A 21,158-nucleotide genomic window follows, 5' to 3' on the forward strand; every position below is an offset into this window, starting at 1 on the left:
GCAGCCACGAGAAAGGTTCCAGGTCCGGCCATGGCGCTCACCCTCTACGTCGACACCGCGCGCTGGCGGGCGCACCACAAGCACGTGCAGGAGCAGTTCCCGGGGCTCGTCCCGGTCTGCAAGGGCAACGGCTACGGCTTCGGACACGAGCGGCTGGCGGAGGAGGCCACCCGGATGGGTTCCGACATCCTCGCCGTCGGCACCACATACGAGGCTGCGCGCATCAAGGACTACTTCGGCGGTGACCTGCTGGTACTGACGCCGTACCGGCGCGGCGAGGAGCCCGTACCGCTGCCCGACCGTGTGATCCGCTCGGTGTCCTCGGTGGACGGCGTGTACGGCCTGGTGGGCGCCCGTGTGGTCATCGAGGTGATGTCCTCGATGAAGCGGCACGGCATCAGCGCGCAGGACCTGTCGCAGCTGCACTCCGCCATAGAGAACGTGCGCCTCGAGGGCTTCGCCATCCACCTGCCGCTGGACCGCACGGATGGCTCGGACGCCGTCGAAGAGGTCATCGGCTGGATGGACCACCTGCGCGCGGCTCGTCTGCCGCTGCACACGATGTTCGTCAGCCATCTCAAGGCCGATGAACTCCACCGGCTGCAGCAGCAGTTCCCGCAGACGCGCTTCCGCGCCCGCATCGGCACCCGCCTGTGGCTGGGCGACCACGAGGCCACGGACTACCGCGGTGCGGTCCTGGACGTCACCCGTGTGGCCAAGGGGGACCGGTTCGGCTACCGCCAGCAGAAGGCGGCCTCCGACGGCTACCTGGTCGTCGTGGCGGGCGGTACGTCACACGGGGTGGGCCTGGAGGCCCCGAAGGCGCTGCACGGCGTCATGCCGCGCGCCAAGGGCGTTGCCCGGGCCGGCCTCGCCACGGTGAACCGGAACCTTTCTCCGTTCGTCTGGGGTGGCAAGCAGCGATGGTTCGCCGAACCGCCGCACATGCAGGTTTCCATCCTGTTCGTGCCGACGGACGCACCCGAGCCGAAGGTCGGTGAGGAGTTGGTGGCTCATCTGCGGCACACCACCACGCAGTTCGACCGCCTCGTCGACCGCTGATCGACGCGGCAGCAACCGAAAAGGCCGTACACGGAGTCTCCGTGTACGGCCTTTCGCACGGCGCGAGTCGACGTTGAGTTCGTGGGTCGCCCACCGCCGCCTGTGAACTGTTCGCTCAGAGCGAACCCTCCGTGGAAGAAGTCGTTCCAGGACTGCCCCACTCCACCTGCGGTCCGTCGAAGTGGGCCGCGTGCCGCGGCGGATGGGATGCCGCGCCAAGGGCGAACACGTCCTCCGCGCCGTCCAGCACACCCCCTGACGGGTCGTCGTCGCCGGCCCGCCGCACCGGGTCCCGCTCCGGCATGAGGATGTCGCGCACGACGATCACACACAGGTACAGCGTCCCCAGCAGATGTACGGCGATGGCCCAGTGGTAGCCGTCCTGCGGCAGACCCTTGTGAGCCTCTCCGCTGGTCGTGTACGCCAGGTAAAGCCAGATGCCCAGAAAGTACGCGATCTCGCACGCCTGCCAGATCAGGAAGTCCCGCCACTTTGGCCGGGCCAGCACAGCGAGCGGCACCAGCCAGAGCACGTACTGCGGCGAGTAGACCTTGTTGGTGAGGATGAACGCCGCGACGATCAGGAAGGCGAGCTGGGCGAAACGCGGCCGGCGCGGAGCGGTCATCGTGAGCACGGCAATGCCCACACAACACAGCACCACCAGCGCCGTGGCCAGGTTATTGACGGTGTCGGTGCTGAGCGGGTTGGTCGAGTTCTGGGCCATGATCAGCCAGAAGGACCCGAAGTCCACGCCCCGGTCGTGGCTGAATTTGTAGAACTGCGACCAGCCGTCCCAGGCGAAGAACATCACCGGCAGGTTCACGGCGAGCCAGGCGACGACCGTGCCTCCCAGAGCCTTGCCGAAGTCCCGCCATTTGCCCGCACGCCAGCACAGCAGGAGCAGCGGGCCGAGCAGGAAGACGGGATAGAGCTTGGCGGCCGTAGCAAGCCCCAGGAGGACCCCGAAGGCGACGGAGCGCCCCCGGGACCACATCAGCATCGCCGCGGCCGTCAGAGCGACCGCCAGCAGGTCCCAGTTGATGGTCGCGGTCAGCGCGAAGGCGGGCGCCAGGGCGACCAGCAGTCCGTCCCACGGGCGCCGGGCGTGCGTGCGGGTCACGCAGACGGCGATGACGGCCGCGCACACCATCAGCATCCCGGCGTTGACCATCCAGTACCACTGTTCCTGGTCCTGGATGCTGCCGCTGCCCGGCGTGAGCCAGGAGGCCACCTCCATGAACACACCGGTCAGGACCGGGTATTCGAGGTACGGCATGTCACCGGAGAGCTTGTCGAAGTACGGCACGAGACCGTCGGCGAATCCGCGCCCCTGGTAGAGGTGCGGGATGTCCGAGTAGCACGCCTTCGTGTACTGCGAGCTGGCGCCGAAGAACCAGGAGCCGTTGTAGCAGGGCGCCTTCTGGATCAGTCCGAGAGCGAACATGCCGATCGCCACGAGCACGATGACCCTGACGGGAGTCCACCAGGACGTCCCAAGCAGGGCACGCCGCCCGAGGGGACCGCCGATCAGCTCACTGCCGGACGCGGCGACCTCGTCCTCCTTGGTCGGCCGTACCGGGTCCGACTCGTGCACGCTCGCTTGCGTCGATTCTGCGCTGGGCATGCCGCACATCCTGCCGTACGTGTCTAGGAATACGTCGGGGGCCGCCACAACCACTCAGGCGCGGCGGCCCCCGTTTCACGTGAAACATCGACATGTTTCACGTGAAACACCCTTCCCGGGCTTTCTGGTAGCTAGCCGGTCGACCCTCCGAAGAGGCCACCGTTGCCATTGCCTCTGCTGTTACCGGTCCCTGACGTGTCCGTGGCCGTTGGCGTGGGCGTCACGCCCCCGTCCGTCCCGCCGGTGTCCGTGCCACCCGTGCCGTTGCACTGCCAGCTGAACCGGCAGGACGCACTCGCCGAGGGCGACGGGCTCGTCAGCGTCTCACTGGGCGTGGGGCTCGGGCTCGGGCTGGCTTCCTGGGTGTCACTGGCCGTCGGGGTGGGCGTGGGGCTCGGCACGTCGTTGAGGATCTCACCGATGGGCTCCGGGGTGGGGAACGGCAGCGCCTTCTGCCCCTTCAACGCCTCTTCCATGTAGTCGTGCCAGATCTCGGACGGGAACGAGGCACCATGGATCTTCTCCTGGCCACCGGTCCCGTACATCTCCAGGAAGGTGCGGTTCTTCTTGGTCTCGTCGTCGTCGTACCGGAACATCGTGATCGATGTGGACAACTGCGGGGTGTAGCCCACGAACCAGGCCGACTTGTTGCCGTCGGTGGTACCGGTCTTGCCGGCCACATCACGTCCGGGCAGTCGGGCGTTGGTACCCGTACCCTTCTCGACCACGGTCTTCAGCACGTCGGTGACGTTGTCGGCGACCTTGGGGGTGAAGGCTTCCTCGGGCTTGTCCTGGTGAGTGAAGACCGTGCCGTCCCTGCTCGTGACCCTTGAGACGGAGAAGGGATCACGCCGTTCACCGCTGGATGCGAAGGTTGCGTACGCACCCGCCATCCGGATCGCGCTCGGATCGGAGATACCGATGGAGAAGGACGGGTAGTTGGTACCGGCCAGGCTGTCCTTCTTGAGCCCGGCGTCCATGGCCGCTTCCTTCACCTTGTCCAGCCCGACGTCCATGCCGAGTTGCACATAGGCGGAGTTCACCGACTCCCGCATCGCCTCACGCAGATCGATCTGATACTTGGGCGGACTGCCGTACGACTCGTTGCCGTCGTTGGTCTGCAGCCACTCCTCGCCCTTCTCGTTCTTCCAGACCGTCTTGTCGTAGTCCTTGATCTTGAGCTTGTTCTTGCCGCTGTACAGGCTCTTCGGCGACACCTGAGTCCGCTCGTCCTGCGCCTGCTCCGGGCCGAGGCTCTCGTCTCGCACGCCCCACTTCATCGCCGCCGCGAGGACGAACGGCTTGAACGTCGAACCGACCTGGGCGCCGGTCACGTCGGCGTTGTTCGTGAAGTGCTTGGTCGCATCCTCACCGCCGTAGATGGCCTTGATGGCACCGGTTCTCGGGTCCACGGAGGCCCCACCGAACTGGACGTGCGTGTCCGTCTTCGGACGTTGTTTGGGCTTGATGTTGGTCTTCCGGACGTTCGTGACGGAGGCCTCGAGCTCCTTGACCTTCTTCTTGTCGAAGGTCGTGTAGATCGAGTAGCCGCCGCGCTGCAAGTCGTTGGCGGAGATGTTCGTGTTGTTGACCAGGTACGCCTTGGCGAGGTCGACGAGGTAGCCGACCTGCCCGCTCAGCGCATTGTTCGAGCGGGGGTTCTGCCATGCGGGAAGCGTGGTGAACTTCTCCCGTTCCGTTTTGCTCAGTTTGCCGTATTCGACCATCTTGTCCAGGGTGTTCTGCATCTGCCTCAGGGCCCGCTTGCTGTTGGCCTCGGGAGTGGCCGAACTGTCGAGCGAGGTCGCACCCGCCGGGTCGTAGTACGTGGCGCCCTTGAGCATCGCCGCCAGGAACGCACACTGCCCCGCGTCCAGGTCGACGGCGCTCTCGTTGAAATACGCACGCGCGGCCGCCTGGATGCCGTAGGCGCCGCGTCCGTAGTAGGCCGAGTTCAGATAGCCGGCCATGATCTCGTCCTTCGATTTGGTGGCACCCACCTTGATCGAGACGAGGATCTCCTTGGCCTTCCGTGAGACGGTCTGCGACTGATCGTCCAGCATCGCGTTCTTCACGTACTGCTGGGTGATCGTCGATCCGCCCTGCGTATTGCCGCCCCTGGCCATGTTGAAGACGGCGCGGGCGATGCCCTTGGGGTCGATGCCGCTGTCGGTCTCGAAGGTCTTGTTCTCCTGCGAGATGACGGCGTACTGCATGTTCTTGGGGATCTGCGAGAGGTTGACGATCTGACGGTTCGTCTCACCACCCGTAGCGACCATCTCGGTGTTGTCGGACCAGTAGAAGACGTTGTTCTGGGCCTTCGCCGTGTTCGCGAGGTTCGGAACACCGACCATCGCGTAGGCGATGCCCGCGACAGCCACCATGCTGCCGAAGAAGCCGATGAAGAGTCCCGTCACCAGTCTCCACGACGGCAGCCAGCGAGCGGCGCCGTACTTGCCCGCACGCGGATAGTCGATGAACCGCTTGCTGGTGGGACCGGCTGCCCGTCCTCGCCCGGGTGCCGGCGCGCCGCGGCGACCCCCGCGGCCAGGCTCGGCCGCTCTGCGGCGGCCGCCTCCACTTCTCTGTGCCGCGCGGCGGGCTTCGGCGCGGCCGCCGTGCGACCGCTCCTCGTCAATCGACCCCTGGCCCAGTCCGTAGTCGGCTGGGGACCCGGTGGCGCCCCGCGGTGCCGCACGGCGGCCGGAGGACGGGCCGGACTGGCCGCGTCGGGCCGCGGCACGTCCGCCTTCCTGCGGCTGCGGCGGTTTGCGACGGTGCTCGCTCATCGAACGACTACTCCTCGGGCAGGCGCACCCTTGCGCGCCTGGAAACGGCGGCTGGTTTCCGGTCCCCCCGAAGTACGGATGTGGTCGATCCCTCATTCATCCGTACGGCACCCAGGACCCTGACGCCCCCGTGCGTCACTCGGTTCCCGGTGGTGTGCATGGCGCACAGACTACGCACCGTCAAAACCCTCCGAGTCCCGAAGTTCACCCCAAATCGGGCAACTTGCCTCGGATGAATAAGTGATGTGATCCCGTTCACCGTCTCCCCACTTGTCCCATCCGGAAGGCCGTTCTATCGTCGTGATGTATCGAGTCGATACATCGGAGCGAGATAAAGGCGAGGAGGCGAGCGGATGAGCCGGCGTTCCGGGATCCTTGAGTTCGCTGTACTCGGCCTGCTCCGCGAGTCCCCGATGCACGGCTACGAGCTGCGCAAGCGACTCAATACGTCACTGGGCGTGTTCCGCGCGTTCAGTTACGGGACGCTCTATCCCTGCCTCAAGACGCTGGTCGCCAACGGCTGGTTGATCGAGGAGTCGGCGCACGCCCCCGATGATGCGCTCGCCGCACCACTCACAGGGCGTCGCGCAAAGATCGTCTACCGGTTGACGGCGGACGGTAAGGAGCACTTCGAGGAACTGCTCTCGCAGACGGGCCCCGACGCGTACGAGGACGAGCACTTCGCCGCCCGGTTCGCCTTCTTCGGGCAGACGTCGCGCGATGTACGCATGCGCGTGCTCGAGGGTCGCCGCAGCCGGCTGGAGGAGCGTCTGGAGAAGATGAGCGCCTCCCTGGCGCGCACCCGGGAGCGCCTCGACGACTACACGCTTGAGCTCCAGCGCCACGGAATGGAGTCCGTGGAGCGCGAAGTGCGCTGGCTGAACGAGCTCATCGAAAGCGAGCGGGCCGGACGGGACCTGAAGGGTCCCACCTCCGGGGGGACCGCTCAGCAGAACAACACATCTGGAGCGACGGGCGGCCTGCCCCGTCCCGGGGACACCCCCGGGACGGATACGCCCGGCGACACCGTCACGTGAGAGCCCAGTCAGGGCCTCACTCGTACACACAGGGAGCAACCGGAATGGGTTCGGTTCGCGTAGCCATCGTCGGCGTGGGCAACTGCGCAGCGTCGCTGGTGCAGGGCGTCGAGTACTACAAGGACGCCGACCCGGCGTCGAAGGTCCCCGGCCTGATGCACGTGCAGTTCGGTGACTACCACGTCGGCGACGTCGAGTTCGTCGCGGCGTTCGACGTCGACGCCAAGAAGGTCGGCCTCGACCTCGCGGACGCGATCGGCGCCTCCGAGAACAACACCATCAAGATCTGCGACGTCCCGAACAAGGGCGTCCAGGTCCAGCGTGGCCACACGCTGGACGGGCTGGGCAAGTACTACCGCGAGACGATCGAGGAGTCCGCCGAGGCCCCGGTCGACGTCGTCCAGATCCTCAAGGACAAGCAGGTCGATGTCCTCGTCTGCTATCTGCCCGTCGGTTCCGAGGACGCGGCGAAGTTCTACGCCCAGTGCGCCATCGACGCCAAGGTCGCATTCGTCAACGCTCTTCCGGTCTTCATCGCCGGTACCAAGGAGTGGGCGGACAAGTTCACCGAGGCGGGCGTCCCGATCGTCGGCGACGACATCAAGTCGCAGGTCGGCGCGACCATCACGCACCGTGTGATGGCAAAGCTGTTCGAGGACCGCGGTGTCCGTCTTGAGCGCACCATGCAGCTGAACGTCGGCGGCAACATGGACTTCAAGAACATGCTCGAGCGTGACCGCCTCGAGTCGAAGAAGATCTCGAAGACACAGGCCGTCACCTCGCAGATCCGCGACCGCGAGCTGGGCGAGAAGAACGTCCATATCGGCCCGTCCGACTACGTCGCCTGGCTCGACGACCGCAAGTGGGCCTACGTCCGCCTCGAGGGCCGTGCCTTCGGTGACGTCCCGCTGAACCTCGAGTACAAGCTTGAGGTCTGGGACTCCCCGAACTCCGCGGGTGTCATCATCGACGCCGTGCGCGCCGCGAAGATCGCCAAGGACCGCGGCATCGGCGGCCCGATCCTCTCCGCCTCCTCGTACTTCATGAAGTCCCCGCCGGTGCAGTACTTCGACGACGAGGCCTTCGAGAACGTCGAGAAGTTCATCAAGGGTGAGGTCGAGCGCTAAGCGCTGACACAACTGCTCCTGCCAGGGCGTAGAGGGTCCCCGGGTCGCATGACCTGGGGACCCTCCCCGTATGTGAGGCTGTGCCCCATGGCCGTCGTCCGTGACCTGCGCACCCTTCTGCGCTTCGCGAACTTCCGGCGCCTGCTCGCCGTACGCCTGCTCTCCCAGGGCGCCGACGGCGTCTACCAGGTCGCGCTCGCCGCCTACGTAGTCTTCTCGCCGGAGAAACAGACCTCGCCCGCCGCGATCGCCTCCGCGATGGCGGTCCTGCTGCTTCCGTACTCGCTGGTGGGGCCCTTCGCCGGAGTCCTCCTGGACCGCTGGCGCCGACGCCAGGTCTTCCTCTACGGCAACCTGCTGCGGGCTGTGATGGCCTCGGCGACGGCCGTCCTGATCCTCGGTCACGTCCCGGGCTGGCTCTTCTACGCCTCCGCGTTGTCCGTCACTGCGGTCAACCGCTTCGTCCTCGCGGGACTGTCCGCCGCACTCCCGCGCGTGGTCGACGTCGAGCGACTCGTGATGGCCAACTCCCTCTCCCCGACCGCCGGCACGCTCGCCGCGACCTCCGGCGGCGGCCTCGCCTTTGTCGTACGGCTGGTCGTGTCCGACTCCGACGCCGCCGTGGTGCTGCTCGGCGCCGTCCTGTACCTGTGCGCGGGACTCGCGTCGCTCAGCCTTCCGCCCGAACAACTGGGGCCGGAGCCCGAGTTGGTGCGCCCCAAGCTGGCAGCGACGCTCTCCGGCACCGCCCGCGACCTCACGGCAGCTGTTCGCCACCTCGCCGCACCTCCACGCCGAGAGGCCGCCTGGGCGCTCCTCACGATGACCCTGATGCGGTTCTGCTACGGCGCCCTGCTCGTCATGCTGCTGATGCTGTGCAGGTACGCCTTCTCCTCGAACGCGGACGACGGACTGCGCCTGCTGGGGCTGGCATTGGGGACGTCGGCCGCAGGCTTCTTCGCCGCGGCCGTGATGACGCCCTGGGCCGCGGGCCGGCTGGGGCCAGGCCGCTGGATAGTCGTCTGCGCCGCGGCGGCCGCCGTCCTGGAGCCCGCCCTCGGTCTCCCCTTCGCCACCGCCCCGATGCTGGCCGCCACCTTCGTCCTCGGTCTGACCACCCAGGGCGCGAAGATCGCGACGGACACAATCCTGCAGTCCTCGGTGGACGACGGCTTCCGCGGCCGGATCTTCTCCATCTACGACGTTCTCTTCAACATCGCCTTCGTCGGCGCCGCCGCGGTGGCCGCGTTGATGCTGCCGCCGGATGGCCGTTCCGTGCCGCTGGTGGTCACAGTCGCCGTTATCTACGGGGGAGTTGCTGCGGCTATGGCCCGCTTTGAACGCCAGTAAGTGTCACATCAACGGCACAGAGTCCCCCGGGGCTACAGAGATGTCACTGGGGCCCGGTAGCTTACGTGCGTCTTACTCACCTCTTATGTGCGTCATATCGCCATGCCTGCTTCTAGGGGGATCCCCAAGTGACTACTCCGCCGCCCCAGGGCCAGAATCCGTTCGCGCAGGGCCAGCAGCCCTACGGCCAGCCCCAGGGCCAGGCACCGTACCCGCCCCAGGATGCCTACCCGCAGCAGCCGGGTCAGCCCGGGTTCCCCCAGCAGGGTGCGGCGCCGTACGCCCCGGTTCCGCCGCAGCCCAGCCGTAAACCGAGCTTCAAGACGATCAAAAACATCGTCATCGTCGCTGTGGTGGCCTGTGTTGCCATCGGCGGTTACATAGCGAGCCGCGACGATGCCAACACCGCGAAGGTCGGTGACTGCATGCACCGCGGTAGCACCAGTGCCACCGACCCGGACCTCGAGGTCGTCGACTGCGGTTCTGCGAAGGCGCAGTTTGTGGTGCTGGCCAAGATCAAGGGCTCTTACACCACTGAAATCGAGACCTCGACCAAGTGCGAGGCCGCGGCCAAGGACTTCAAGTACACCTACACGGAGAGCGGCGACAGCAGCGACTTCCTGCTCTGCCTGAAGGACTACACCAAGTAGGACCGATGAACTGAGGGGCGGTGTTTCACGTGAAACACCGCCCCTCACCGCGTCCGGGGTCATGTTTCACGTGAAACATGACCCCGTTTCACAGCTCAGCCCTGCTCGGCCCACCACTCCTTGAGAGCGGCCACCGCGGCCTCATGCTCCATCGGGCCGTTCTCCAGTCGCAGTTCCAGCATCTGCTTGTACGCGTTGCCGATGACCGGGCCGGGACCGATACCCAGGATCTCCATGATCTGGTTGCCGTCCAGATCCGGGCGGATCGCGTCCAGCTCCTCCTGCTCCTGGAGTTGAGCAATACGCTCTTCCAGACCGTCGTACGCACGCGACAGAGCCGCCGCTTTTCGCTTGTTTCGCGTCGTGCAGTCCGAGCGGGTCAGCTTGTGCAGGCGGTCGAGAAGCGGGCCCGCGTCACGGACGTAGCGGCGGACCGCCGAGTCCGTCCACTCCCCGGTGCCGTAGCCATGGAAGCGCAGGTGGAGTTCGACCAGACGTGAGACGTCCTTCACCAGTTCGTTGGAGTACTTGAGCGCCGTCATACGCTTCTTGGTCATCTTCGCGCCGACCACCTCGTGATGGTGGAACGAGACCCGGCCGTCCTGCTCGAAACGGCGCGTGCGCGGCTTGCCGATGTCGTGCAGCAGCGCGGCCAGGCGGAGGGTCAGGTCGGGGCCGTCCTTCTCGAGCTCGATCGCCTGCTCCAGAACGATCAGTGAGTGTTCGTAGACGTCCTTGTGCCGGTGGTGCTCGTCGCGCTCCAGCCGCAGGGCCGGCAGTTCGGGCAGCACATGCTCAGCAAGCCCACTGTCGACGAGTAGCGTCAGACCCTTGCGTGGGTTCCCGGAGAGAACGAGCTTGTTGAGTTCTTCCCGTACCCGCTCGGCCGAGACGATCTCGATGCGTTCCGCCATCTCCGTCATGGCCGTCACGACGTCGGGAGCCACCTCGAAGTCGAGCTGTGCTGCGAAGCGTGCGGCCCGCATCATGCGCAGTGGATCGTCGGAGAAGGACGCTTCGGGAGTACCCGGGGTACGCAGAACCCGCGCAACAAGGTCGTCCCGCCCACCGTGCGGATCGATGAACTTCTTCTCCGGGAGCGCCACGGCCATCGCATTGACGGTGAAGTCACGCCGGACGAGGTCCTCCTCGATGGAGTCGCCGTACGACACCTCGGGCTTTCGCGAGGTTCGGTCGTAGGCCTCCGACCGGTAGGTCGTCACCTCGATCTGGTAGCCGTCCTTCTGGGCGCCCACGGTGCCGAAGGCGATACCGACCTCCCACAAGGCGTCCGCCCAGGGCCGGACGATCTTGAGGACGTCCTCGGGGCGTGCGTCGGTCGTGAAGTCGAGGTCGTTGCCGAGCCGGCCGAGCAGCGCGTCCCGGACCGAGCCGCCGACGAGGGCGAGCGAGAATCCCGCCTCCTGGAAACGGCGGGCGAGGTCGTCGGCGACAGGGGCGACCCGCAGGGGTTCGCTCGGCACGCGGTGCGGCTCCTGACTCAGGGCGCTGAGGTTGGCTTCGTTGACGTTCGGCACAACAGAAGAGGGTACGTGGCCCGGGCGACCGCGAGCGCCTCCATTAAACGTGCACGGACACCTCCCTCGATACAGGCACAAGGCCTGCTCTTGAGGCGTACGGTGGCGCTCCTCTTTATTCACGCACATACAGGACAGATCGACCCTGTCTCCCGATCTTGTGGAGCGGTCCGCGGCACTTCCCTTCAGCGCGCATCGTTACCATGCGTGGACGCACATTCCGACGACCACTGACGACGACGAGGGACGGGCGAGCGCGTGGCCGAGGCGGCAGACTTCCAGGGGACGCATCCCTCACCTGCCCGCCGCTGGCTGCGGCGCACGGGAGCACTGCTCGCCGGGGCGCCTCTGCTGGCCGGCCTCCTCCAGCTGCCCTCCGCCGCTTCCGCGGACGCGATCGGCCAGTCCTCGTCGCAGGACGCTTCCGACACAGGCTCGGTCTCCGTCGCCCTCGACTCGCTCAGCCCCGACATGCCCACGGACGGGGACACGCTGACGGTGTCGGGCACGGTGACCAACAACGGCAAGCAGACGGTCACCGGTGCCCACGTGGGATTGAGCGTGGGTCCCAAGCTGAACACGCGCTCTGACGTCCAGGACACCGCACAGCGCAGTGACAGCGTCCAGGGCTCGACGGGCACGGAGGTCGGCGGCAAGTACGTCGAGAAGTTCTCCAAGCTCACTCCGGGGGTCGCCGAGCCCTTCAGCATCACGGTGCCGGTCGACAAGCTGGACCTCGGCGGCGACGGGGTCTACCAGTTCGCCGTCTCGCTGTCCGGCCAGACGTCCGCACAGCCGTGGGACAAGCTCCTGGGCATCGAGCGGACCTTCCTGCCGTGGCAGCCCGACGAGGCCGACACGAAGACGAAGACGACGTTCCTTTGGCCACTGGTCTCCACCGTCCACATGACGGCGGAGACGGGATCGAACGAACAGCAGACGCCGGTCTTCCTCAACGACGACCTCGCCAAGGAGATCGCCCCCGGCGGCCGCCTCGACGAGATGCTGTCCCTGGGCAAGGACCTCGACGTCACCTGGGTGATCGACCCGGACCTGCTGGCCTCCGTCGACGCGATGACCCGCAGCTATCGCGTCCGGACCGACAACGGCAGTACCACAGCGGGCACACACCAGGCTGTCGCCAAGCAGTGGCTCGGCGAGCTGCAGCAGGCTGTGGCCGACAAGGAGATCGTGGCCCTGCCCTTCGCCGACCCTGACCTGGCCTCCCTCGCCCACAACGGCACGAGCGTCAGCGGATCTCTGAGCCACCTCAAAGACGCCACCGACGTCGTCGCCAACACCGTGGAGCCGATCCTTCACGTGAAGCCGAACACCGACTTCGCCTGGCCCGTGGAAGGCGCCGTCGACCCGTCCATCATCAAGGTCGCCACCTCCGCCGGCGCCGACAAGGTGATCGCGCGCAGCGACAGCCTCCAGGAGACCGCCGGCCTGCCCTACACCCCCTCCGCGGCCCGCCCGATCGGCGGCGGCACCACCGCGGTCGTCGCGGACGCCCGCCTGTCGACGGTCTTCCAGGGGGATCTGACGAAGGCCTCCGCCGGCACGCTGGCCGTTCAGCAGTTCCTCGCCCAGAGCCTGACGCTCGACAAGCAGACGAACAAACAGCGCAGCATTGTCGTCGCCCCGCAGCGGATGCCCACGACGCGCCAGGCCCAGGCGATGGCCGCGGCGCTCACGGCCCTCCAGGGCAGCAACTGGTCCGAGAGCCAGGACCTCGCCTCGACTGCCAAGGCCAAGCCCGACCCCAGTGCCACCACCACGGTGCCGTCCACGTCCGCGTACCCCTCCTCGCTGCGCAAGCAGGAGCTGCCGCGCTCGGCCTTCGATGCGATCGCGACCACCCAGGACAAGCTCGACAACTTCCAGGTGATCCTCTCTGACGAGTCCCGGGTGGTGACCCCCTTCGGACGGGCCATCAACCGCGGGATGTCCACGTCGTGGCGGGACCGCCCGGCCGATGCGGAGAGCTTCCGCATCAACGTGGAGAACCACCTCACCGAGCTGACCAGCCAGGTCAAGCTGATCGACAAGTCCGACACCAAGCTCTCCGGACGTAGTGCCACGATCCCTGTGACGGTGCAGAACAACCTGGTACAGGGCGTCGAGCACCTAACGCTGCGTCTCACCTCGACGAGCCCCACCCGCCTCCAGATCGGCGGCGACGCCTACCAGGAGCAGCGCGTCACGGTCTCCGGCGGGCACAGTCAGACGGTGAAGTTCACCACGTCGGCCAAGGCCAACGGCCAGGCCACGGTGGTCGCCCAGCTGTACACGCAGGACGGCCAGGAGTACGGCGATGCCGTCACCTTCGACGTCAAGGTCACCGAGTTCACGGCCACCGTGATGCTGGTCATCGGCGGCGGCTTCCTCCTGCTCGTCCTCGCCGGCTTCCGGATGTACACACAGCGCAAGCGGGCGGCCGCACGTGAGGCCGAGGAGGACGGTCCCGGCGAGACGGGTGGCGAGCCCGAAGACGGGCCCAAGAACCCCGAGGGCCCTGCAGACCGTCTCAAGGAGGAGTCCGGCACTGACGCCCGGGCAGACGACCCTGAGCAGCCGAGTGACCCGACACCGGACACCGCACCGGAAAGCGCCGACCCGTCCGGCACGGGTGAGAGAGTGGACCGTTGAGGATGTCGTGGCCGGTGGGCCCGGGACGATGAGGTGGGGTAAACCATGAACGCGCCGTACGACGGTGACCGCGGCCAGGCCGCGGGCAGCTCGGGCCCCCCCGAGGGCCCGCCGCCCGAGCACGGCCAGGTGCAGCCGCAGGCCCCCGCCGACATGTACCTCCAGGACGCCTACGACCAGGACCCCTACCGGGCGCAGGACCTCTCCGCCCAGGATCCGGTCGCGGAGGCCCTCTACGACCGGGCGTCGCACCCCCCGCCGCCCCCTGGCACCTACCAGCCGCAGCAGCCCTTGTACGGTCGGCCGCCCCAGTCTCCGTACGCCCCCGACCCGCGCGTGTGGGCACAGACCCCGGCGCCGGAGCCGGGCGGCCCCAACCAGTACCTGCCCTACGGTGACGACCCTCGTACGACCCAGTACGTGGGCGTCGACGACCTGGTCACCCAGGCCGGCGAGGAGCGCCACGAGCCGGACGCCTTCGCGCACCTCTTCCGGGACCAGCAACAGGGCGGACACCTGGCGTCCGATCCCCCGTCGGTGCCCGGCCCGGCAGCCGCCCCGGGCGGGCCGCCACCGGCGCCGCAGCAGCAGGCTCCGTCGGCTCCCGCGCCCACGGCGGACGAGACCCTCAACCTCGGCGCCGTGCCCGCCGCTGCCCCGACGTCCTCGCACGCCCCGGTGAAGAAGGGCGGGCGGGCCACGGGCCTGCTCAAGTCCAGTGCTGTCATGGCCGCGGGCACGATGGTCTCCCGCCTCACGGGTTTCATGCGCTCCGCACTGATCGTCTCGGCACTGGGCGTCGGCCTGCTCGGCGACACCTTCCAGGTCGCCTACCAGCTGCCGACGATGATCTACATCCTCACCGTCGGCGGCGGTCTCAACTCCGTCTTCGTACCCCAGCTGGTGCGCGCGATGAAGGAGGACGAGGACGGCGGCGAGGCCTTCGCCAACCGGCTGCTGACCCTGGTCATGGTGGCGCTGGGCGGCCTCACGGTGCTCGCGGTCCTCGGCGCCCCGCTCCTGATCCGCCTGCTGTCCGACTCGGTTGCCCGCGACCCGGCGGCCAACGAGGTCGGCGTCACCTTCGTCCGCTACTTCCTGCCCTCGATCTTCTTCATGGGCGTCCACGTGGTGATGGGACAGATCCTCAACGCCCGCGGCAAGTTCGGCGCGATGATGTGGACCCCGGTCCTGAACAACATCGTCATCATCGTGACGCTCGGCATGTTCATCTGGGTGTACGGCACCGCAGCGGACTCCGGCATGAAGGTCACGAACATCCCGCCGGAGGGCCAGCGGCTCCTCGGCATCGGCGTGCTGCTCGGCCTTGTCGTCCAGGCCCTGGCGATGATCCCGTACCTGCGCGAGACCGGGTTCCGGCTGCGACTGCGCTTCGACTGGCGGGGCCACGGCCTCGGCAAGGCCGTGACGCTCGCCAAGTGGACGGTTCTGTTCGTGCTCGCCAACCAGGCCGGCGCGATCGTCGTCTCGCAGTTGTCCACGTCGGCCGGCAAGGCATCGCCCGTCGACGGCACCGGCTTCGCCGCCTACGCCAACGCCCAGTTGATCTGGGGCCTTCCTCAGGCCATCATCACCGTCTCCCTGATGGCCGCCCTGCTGCCGCGTATCTCGCGCTCGGCGGCCGAGGGCGACGGCGGCGCCGTCCGCGACGACATCTCCCAGGGCCTGCGCACCACGGCCGTCGCCATCGTGCCGATCGCCTTCGGCTTCCTGGCTCTCGGCATCCCGATGTGCACGCTGATCTTCGGCTCCTCGGGCATCAGCGAGGCCACGAACATGGGCTTCATGCTGATGGCCTTCGCCCTCGGCCTGATCCCGTACTCCGTGCAGTACGTGGTCCTGCGCGCGTTCTACGCCTACGAGGACACCCGCACGCCCTTCTACAACACGGTCATCGTGGCCGCCGTCAACGCAGGCGCCTCGGTGCTGTGTTACGTCGTGCTGCCGCCCCGCTGGGCCGTGGCAGGCATGGCCGCCTCGTACGGTCTCGCCTACGCGATCGGCGTCGGAGTGGCCTGGAACCGGCTGCGCAAGCGGCTGGGCGGCGACCTGGACGGCGCCCGCGTCCTGCGCACTTACGCACGGCTCGGCATCGCCTCGGTGCCGGCGGCACTGCTCAGCGGCGCGGCCTGCTACGAGATCGGCCACACGCTCGGCCAGGGCGTCGTCGGATCCCTCGCGGCCGTCCTGGCCGGCGGAGTCGTTCTGCTCGGGATCTTCTTCGTAGCCGCCCGCAAGATGCGCATCGAGGAGCTGAACTCACTGGTCGGCATGGTCCGCGGACGTCTGGGGCGCTGACGCGGGGGTACGCGCACAACCATCGTCCGCCACCGTGTGTCGTGCATAGCGGCGGACTGTGGGCACAATTGGTTTGGCGTCGGACGGCGCGCACGGATGTCGGTCGGCGCGCATTGAATGGGGAGGCAGGAACGACGGTGGCGGAACGGAGCACGGCTGCCGTCGACGTGGCAGACAACAGCGGCGACAAGCCGCTGACCGCGGAGGCGGACCAGTCCACGGCCGACGGGGTGGCCCAGAACCGGGAGCGGGACACGGAGATCGACGAGGCACAGGGGAGTGGCGGGACCGAAGGTCCCGAGAAGGCCTCAGCACCCGAGCTGCACAGCGGCCACAAACTGGCCAGACGGTACCGGCTCGAAGAATGCGTCACCCGTCTGGACGGATTCAGCAGCTGGCGAGCCGTGGACGAGAAGCTTCGCCGCGCCGTCGGCGTCCACCTCCTGCCCGCGGACCATTCGCGGGCACGTTCGGTGCTGGCCGCGGCACGTTCGTCGGCGCTGCTCGGTGATCCCCGATTCGTCCAGGTACTCGACGCCGTCGAGGAGAACGACCTGGTCTACGTCGTGCACGAGTGGCTGCCCGACGCCGTCGAGCTGACCACTCTGCTCGCCTCCGGCCCGCTGGAGCCGCACGACGCCTACCAGATGGTCAGTCAGATCGCCTCCGCGATGGCTGCCGCGCACCGCGAGGGTCTGGCCCACCTGCGCCTGAACCCCAACGCCGTGCTGCGCTCCTCCAGCGGCCAATGGCGTATCCGCGGCCTCGCCGTCAACGCCGCGCTGCGCGGCATCAGTTCGGACACCCCGCAGCGCACCGACACGGAGTCCGTCGGCGCGCTCCTGTACGCCGGGCTCACTCAGCGCTGGCCGTACGAGAACGACGCGTACGGCCTGTCGGGGCTGCCCAAGGACGTCGGCCTGATCGCGCCCGACCAGGTGCGGGCCGGCGTCCACCGCGGTCTGTCCGAGCTCTCCATGCGCGCACTCGCCAACGACGGGGCGACTGCCTCCCGTCACGAGTCGCCGTGCACGACGCCCGAGGAACTGGTGAAGGCGGTCGGCGAGATGCCCCGCATCCGCCCGCCGGAGCCTTCATTCACCGCGCCCCCGGAGTACCAGCGCACCACGTACCAACAGGGCACGTACGGCCGCCCGGCACCCCACCGAGGCGCCACCCAGCCGGTGCCGGTTCCTCCGGCACCACTACAGAGCCGCACAGGCAAGGCCCTGAAGTGGGCCGTCTCGGCCCTCCTCATCGCCGCCCTGGGCCTGGGCAGTTGGCAGCTCGCGGACGCCCTCATGGACAGCAGCAACAAGTCGGACGACACGAACAAGACGCAGACGACGGATGGCGGCGACAAGAACGGCAAGAAGAGTGCTGCCCCCGGAACAGCCCTCAAGATCGCGTCCGCATCGGAGTTCGCGCCCAGCGGTTCCGGCATCAAGGAGGACGAAGTCCCCCTCGCCGTGGACGGCAAGTCCGGTACGTCCTGGGTCACTCCGCAGTACCAGGAGTACCCGAATTTCGGCAATCTGCCGCCGCGCAAGGACGGCAGCGGCATCATCGTCGATCTCGGCTCAGTCCGCACAGTGACCAGGCTCGACATCGATTTCTATCGAAGCGGTCAGACCGTCGAAGTCCTTGCTGCAGGTGAAGACGGGACGGGGGCATCGGCCCTGGCCGACTACCCCGATCGCCTCACAAAGCTGGAAACGGTCGGAAACACCGTGGCTCAACAGCTCAAAGAGCCGGTCAAGACACGATTCATCCTCGTACACATCACCCGGCTTCCATCGGACGGCGGCTCCGGAACATTCCGGGGCGGTATTTCGGAAATCGGGATCTTCGGGTCATAAATTATCGCTGTGATCTTGAACAAGTCCTTCGGCAACGTGCCTCGCGTATCCACATCGTGAAGACACGGACAGCGTTTCGCAGAAGGAACAAAAATTGAAGAAGATACAGGGTTTGGCCGCAGTTGGGCTTTCCGCTGCGGCTCTCATCACCCTGGCTCCCCCGCCATCGCCAGCGGTGACGGAACCTGCCAGATCGACAAGGGCGGCTGCTTCTCCTACAACTCGAACCTGAAGGGCGCCAAGGTCGACCGGGACGACTGCTGGGGCTACAACCACGCCAACTTCTCGTCCATCGGTCCCGGCGCCGGCGCCGGTCTGACCCTCAAGAACAACGCTGCCTCGGTGCAGAAGTGGCAGCACAGCAACTGGCTCTTCGTGTACTACAACTCGAACGGGCAGGGCCCTCGCCAGGAAGTGAGCCCCTGGGCCTGGGCGAACCTGAACAGCACTCTCAAGAACAACAACGTGTCCAGCACCTTCAACGAGACCGGCTGTTCCTGACACTCCCTGCGGGGGCTTCCGGAACCGGAGGGCCCCCGCGGCATTCATCTACGCATCGATAGCTCTTGTCGCCGCCGTCGGCTGCTCCGCAAGCAGCGCAAAGCACAGCTCGTCCCCCCGAAAGGGAGACGTCCCAGCTGCAGAGAGCGTCAACCTGCCTTTGGACGCGTATATGTTCAACGAGTTCGAGGTCTACGACATCTCGCGCTCCTCCGCACTCGCGCTCTGCCGTGCATGAAGCACTATGGGCACGCGGCTTCAATTCTTACAGCACCACCCGCACCAGGCGTGACCAGGCACAATGAACGACGCTACGGGATCACAGACGGTCGACCGGCCGAGCAGCTCGGGTGTCGGACGCCGAAGGCCGGCATCACGTTGCCCGTCAACAAGCGGGCTCTTACTTCGGACGAAGAGTTCACGCTCACCGGTGGCAGCACCGGACCCGGCGAGGTCGGGAAGGGCGGGAAGAGTAAGTCGGGGAAAGTAGTGCCCGTGGGCGGATGCAGAGGTCAAGCGCTGGAAAGCACTGGGCTGCTCCCCGACAGCCACACCGGGCGATCCGTCAGAGGTCCAGTCTCTGGACAAAGAGTCCTTCGTGGCGTCCCTGGAGACGAAGCCAGTGGCAAGTGCCATCAAGTCCTGGTCGGCCTGCATGCGCGGAAAGGGCTACACGTACGCGCCACAGCCTTTCTCGGCCAGCAATGACCGGCGGCTTGCCACACCTTCCGTGCCGAAGGCCGAAAAAGACGTAGCCACGGCGGACGTGGCCTGCAAGGAGACCTCCCACCTGGTGAAGATCTGGCGATCTGAGGAGTCGAGGGCTCAGAAGTCTCTGATTGCCCCGCACCATCAGGAGCTGGGCGGGATCCGGAAGCAACGCGACACCACCCTTTCAATGATCCAGAAACTCTCTGGATCATCCTCCTGACGATGTGAGGACGGTGCTTTGCCGCAGGCACTACCCTCGGATAGCAACGGCGGGAGGGAGGGCAACAGTTGGACGAGACCGCGAGGGATTCCGTCAGCGACCATGATCTCCTCGCCCGTCATGTCGCCGGCGACCCGGACGCCTTCGGTGAGCTTGTGCGGCGTCATCGTGATCGCCTGTGGGCGGTGGCCCTGCGGACGCTGGGAGACCGCGAGGAGGCCGCTGACGCCGTTCAGGACGCCCTTGTGTCGGCCTATAGGGCCGCCCACACCTTCCGAGGGCAGTCGGCCGTTACGACGTGGCTGCACCGGATCACGGTGAACGCCTGCCTGGACCGCGCACGCAAGGCCGCCTCGCGCAAGACCTCGCCGGTCGACGACACCGAGCGGCTGGAGCAGCTGCTGGAGCCGCACGAGGAGGCATCGGCTCCTGCGGAGCGCAATGACCTGCACCGTCAGCTGCTGGAGGCCCTCGGTACCCTCCCGCCCGACCAGCGCGCCGCCCTCGTCCTCGTCGACATGCAGGGATACCCCGTCGCCGAAGCCGCGCGCCTCCTCGACGTCCCGACTGGCACGGTGAAGAGCCGCTGCGCCCGTGGCAGAGCCAGACTCCTGCCGCTGCTCACCCATCTACGGCCGGAAAACTCCGGTGGCGGAAAGGAACGGAGTGAGAGGCGGAACCGGACGCATGGGACATCCGTCCCACCGGCAGCGGGACCGCCGACCGACGGTTCATGCGATACCGGGCCGAGCGATTCAGCTGCAGTGAAGGGCGGAGGTGGGCGAGCGTGACATCCACGACGGACATGGCCGGACACCCGGACGTCGCCGAAATCTCCGACCTCACCGAAGGACTGCTTCCAGCGTCCCGGACTGCCGACATACGACGGCACCTGGACGAGTGCGAACTCTGCGCGGACGTCCACACGTCGCTGGAGGAGATCCGAGGGCTGCTCGGCTCGATGCCGGGCCCGACACGCATGCCCGCCGATGTCGCCGGCCGGATCGATGCCGCGCTCGCCGCTGAGGCACTGCTGAACGCGACCGCACTCGCTGCCACGGACACCCCGACACTCGTCAGCTCATCCCGTTCCGTGAACGACACCGACGACGGCAACGACAGCCCGGATGTTTCACGTGAAACATCGGCAACGCCGAACCGGCCCGCAGGACATGCCCGGGCCTCTACCACCGGACCGGGCCGCAGGGAACGTAAGCGAGGCGGACGCCGCAGGGTCGCCATCCTGGGCACCGTCTTCACGGTCGCCGCCCTGGGCTTGGGTTCCGTCCTCCTATCATCGCTGAACGACGGGAAGTCACCCACTTCTCAGGCCCAGGGACGGGAGTCCGCCGGCACGGACACCTTCTCAGAGGCCAAGCTGGAGAATCAGGTCGCCGGTCTCCTCAAGAGCAAGGGCTCGGGCAACGGCACCCATGCTCCCCACAGCCTCGGCGTGGAGGGCGGCTCCAACCAGCCCAAGATCTTCAAGGAGCCCACGGTCCCTGACTGTGTTCGTAAGGGAATGGGACGCACCGACCCGGCCCTCGCCATGAAGCAAGGGACCTACGAGGGCAAGGATGTGCTGCTCGTGGTCATGTCTGATGCTTCCGCGAGCTCCAGGGTGACCGCGTACATCGTGGATTCGACCTGCGTGAGTCATCCGTCGTCCGCCAAGGCGAAGGTTCTCCTGAAGCACTTGTACAGCCGCCCTTGAACGCA

15 protein-coding genes are annotated in these 21,158 nt (G+C 67.1%); 12 read left to right on the top strand and 3 right to left on the bottom strand.

Features of this window, described 5'->3' with window-relative positions:
* Positions 1-30 precede the first annotated feature (30 nt).
* On the top strand, positions 31-1,062 hold the full coding sequence (locus tag ACYUED_RS21805) for an alanine racemase (protein ID WP_491293934.1): 1,032 nt from the start codon (positions 31-33) through the stop codon (positions 1,060-1,062).
* A 115-nt stretch (positions 1,063-1,177) separates the two neighbouring features.
* Here ACYUED_RS21805 and ACYUED_RS21810 read toward each other — a convergent pair whose 3' ends face one another.
* Both ACYUED_RS21810 and ACYUED_RS21815 read right to left on the bottom strand, forming a co-directional pair.
* Positions 1,178-2,686, bottom strand: coding sequence for a glycosyltransferase family 87 protein (locus ACYUED_RS21810; RefSeq protein ID WP_491293935.1), 1,509 nt, complete (start codon positions 2,684-2,686; stop codon positions 1,178-1,180).
* 131 nt (positions 2,687-2,817) lie between these two features.
* Positions 2,818-5,475 carry a transglycosylase domain-containing protein gene (locus ACYUED_RS21815; protein ID WP_491293936.1) on the bottom strand — a complete coding sequence of 886 codons (2,658 nt, stop codon included), beginning with the start codon at positions 5,473-5,475 and terminating at the stop codon, positions 2,818-2,820.
* 353 nt (positions 5,476-5,828) lie between these two features.
* Between ACYUED_RS21815 and ACYUED_RS21820 the strand changes: the two genes are divergently transcribed.
* The 4 genes from ACYUED_RS21820 (at position 5,829) to ACYUED_RS21835 (ending at position 9,639) form a co-directional block, all read left to right on the top strand.
* On the top strand, positions 5,829-6,512 hold the full coding sequence (locus tag ACYUED_RS21820; protein ID WP_491293937.1) for a PadR family transcriptional regulator: 684 nt from the start codon (positions 5,829-5,831) through the stop codon (positions 6,510-6,512).
* Between the two features lie 44 nt (positions 6,513-6,556).
* Complete coding sequence (locus ACYUED_RS21825) at positions 6,557-7,639, top strand: inositol-3-phosphate synthase (protein WP_491293938.1); 1,083 nt, start codon at positions 6,557-6,559, stop codon at positions 7,637-7,639.
* Positions 7,640-7,726: 87 nt separating this feature from the next.
* Entirely contained in the window at positions 7,727-8,989 is a 1,263-nt protein-coding gene (locus ACYUED_RS21830; protein WP_491293939.1) for an MFS transporter, read from the top strand.
* A 128-nt stretch (positions 8,990-9,117) separates the two neighbouring features.
* Positions 9,118-9,639 carry an LppU/SCO3897 family protein gene (locus ACYUED_RS21835; RefSeq protein ID WP_491293940.1) on the top strand — a complete coding sequence of 174 codons (522 nt, stop codon included), beginning with the start codon at positions 9,118-9,120 and terminating at the stop codon, positions 9,637-9,639.
* A gap of 95 nt (positions 9,640-9,734) precedes the next feature.
* Here ACYUED_RS21835 and ACYUED_RS21840 read toward each other — a convergent pair whose 3' ends face one another.
* Positions 9,735-11,177 carry a CCA tRNA nucleotidyltransferase gene (locus ACYUED_RS21840; protein ID WP_491293941.1) on the bottom strand — a complete coding sequence of 481 codons (1,443 nt, stop codon included), beginning with the start codon at positions 11,175-11,177 and terminating at the stop codon, positions 9,735-9,737.
* Positions 11,178-11,435: 258 nt separating this feature from the next.
* Between ACYUED_RS21840 and ACYUED_RS21845 the strand changes: the two genes are divergently transcribed.
* From ACYUED_RS21845 to ACYUED_RS21875, 7 genes are all read left to right on the top strand, one after another.
* Positions 11,436-13,829, top strand: coding sequence for a DUF6049 family protein (locus tag ACYUED_RS21845; protein ID WP_491293942.1), 2,394 nt, complete (start codon positions 11,436-11,438; stop codon positions 13,827-13,829).
* A gap of 45 nt (positions 13,830-13,874) precedes the next feature.
* On the top strand, positions 13,875-16,148 hold the full coding sequence (gene murJ, locus ACYUED_RS21850; protein ID WP_491293943.1) for a murein biosynthesis integral membrane protein MurJ: 2,274 nt from the start codon (positions 13,875-13,877) through the stop codon (positions 16,146-16,148).
* 137 nt (positions 16,149-16,285) lie between these two features.
* Positions 16,286-18,007, top strand: a complete 1,722-nt coding sequence (locus ACYUED_RS21855; protein ID WP_491293944.1) for a protein kinase family protein — start codon at positions 16,286-16,288, stop codon at positions 18,005-18,007.
* Between the two features lie 342 nt (positions 18,008-18,349).
* Positions 18,350-18,508 (top strand): hypothetical protein, encoded by a 159-nt coding sequence (locus tag ACYUED_RS21860; RefSeq protein WP_491293945.1) that lies wholly within the window; start codon positions 18,350-18,352, stop codon positions 18,506-18,508.
* A 598-nt stretch (positions 18,509-19,106) separates the two neighbouring features.
* Complete coding sequence (locus ACYUED_RS21865) at positions 19,107-19,439, top strand: hypothetical protein (protein WP_491293946.1); 333 nt, start codon at positions 19,107-19,109, stop codon at positions 19,437-19,439.
* 68 nt (positions 19,440-19,507) lie between these two features.
* Positions 19,508-20,230, top strand: coding sequence for an RNA polymerase sigma factor SigM (gene sigM / locus ACYUED_RS21870; RefSeq protein WP_491293947.1), 723 nt, complete (start codon positions 19,508-19,510; stop codon positions 20,228-20,230).
* On the top strand, positions 20,227-21,153 hold the full coding sequence (locus ACYUED_RS21875) for an anti-sigma factor family protein (RefSeq protein ID WP_491293948.1): 927 nt from the start codon (positions 20,227-20,229) through the stop codon (positions 21,151-21,153). The genes sigM and ACYUED_RS21875 overlap by 4 nt, the downstream gene beginning before the upstream one ends.
* Positions 21,154-21,158: the final 5 nt, after the last annotated feature.

The organism is Streptomyces sp. DF42, from assembly GCF_058267695.1.